Source organism: Brevundimonas sp. (genome assembly GCF_004210735.1).
Lineage (GTDB): Bacteria > Pseudomonadota > Alphaproteobacteria > Caulobacterales > Caulobacteraceae > Brevundimonas.
In genome coordinates this window covers 1-1,298 of record NZ_SDZL01000137.1, presented here as the reverse complement: position 1 = coordinate 1,298, position 1,298 = coordinate 1, and the positions used below count along the sequence as shown (strand labels likewise).

Here is a 1,298-nt window from a genome sequence, read left to right as displayed (position 1 = left end):
CGCAGCCACGCCGGCCAACGCCCCTGACATCTTGAGTTCGGACGTCTCCAAGACCTCCCGTCGTCAGGGGCGGGAGTAATATCGCATGGGATGCGAGGTGGGGGATGGAGCGGGTACGCGTATCCTACAGCGGATGGTGCGATTGGCGTTGTGACGTGGGGTGTTTTGGTTTGGCTATCCCCCGAATGGGTGGGGCATTTCTGCGGGATCTGGCGGGAACTCGGTGCATCCTCGATGCACCCTACGGATATTTTTATCCGCTCATCCCCACTGAGACTCGCGCCCATCGTCTCGGCGCTTTGCGCCGATCCACTTCCCCCGCTTTGCAGGGGAAGGGTTTCGAGGGCGGTGGACCTAGCGCGCTGTTCCGTCGGTTGAGGCGGCGGTCTTGCAGTTGCCGGTGATGGCCTCGCCGGCGAAGGCTTTTTTTACGAAGGGGGTGGAGTCGGCGAGGGAGCCGTTCACCGTGCCGGAGTGGTCGAGGTCGGCGTAGATTTTGTGTTCGATCACGGCGCCGGCGGTGCAGGCGTCGTTGACGAGGTGTTGCTGGCCGGGGGCCGGCACGTCCTTGTCCTGGCCGCCCGTGCCGACGAAGACCGGGCCTTTCACCTTGAGCGTGGAATACGACATCAGCGGATAGTATTTCGCGATGGCGGGCGTCGGGTCTTTGGTGAAGGCGGTGGCGGGGCTGAACTTTTCGTCCATGATCAGCTTGGCCGTCTTGCCGAAGCACTGGGTGCGCGTGCTTTCGATGAGGGGGGCTGCCTTCTCGTTGGCATAGTCGGCGATCTTGAAGGACGGGTCAGCCTGTTCGGCGAGATACATGATGTAGATCGAGTAGGCGAAGACCGGGCTGACAGCGGCGGGATCGCGGACGGCGGGCGCCGTGTCGTTGGTGAAGTAGGGCGTGCCGGTGGCGACCGTGCCGCGGATGTCGAGCTCGGGCGCGTAGGAGACGGCCTCGCCCGCTGTGGCGAAGGCGGCGCCGCCGCCCTGGGACTGGCCGACGAGCACGACGGACTTCGCGATGTTCAGGTTGGGATCGCCCTGCACGGCGCGGATTGCATCGAGCACCGAATAGGAGGCCGGGCGCGTGGCGAGATACGGGTGACCGCCGGGCGTGCCGAGGCCCTGATAGTCGGAGGCGACGACGGCGTAGCCCTGTTGCAGCCAGTGGTTGAGATATTTGGTGTCGCGCTCGGAGCGCGGATTGTTGGACGGCGCGCACGTATCCGCGATGCCGACCGTGCCATGCGCCCACGCGATCAGCGGAAAGCCGCCGGCGGGCGCTTCACCCT

Annotated in this window: 1 protein-coding gene; it reads right to left on the bottom strand. The window is 65.3% G+C overall.

Features of this window, described 5'->3' with window-relative positions:
* Positions 1 to 354 precede the first annotated feature (354 nt).
* Positions 355 to 1,298 (bottom strand): alpha/beta fold hydrolase (locus EON91_RS14445; RefSeq protein WP_292096106.1); only part of this gene is annotated, 944 nt, incomplete at its 5' end.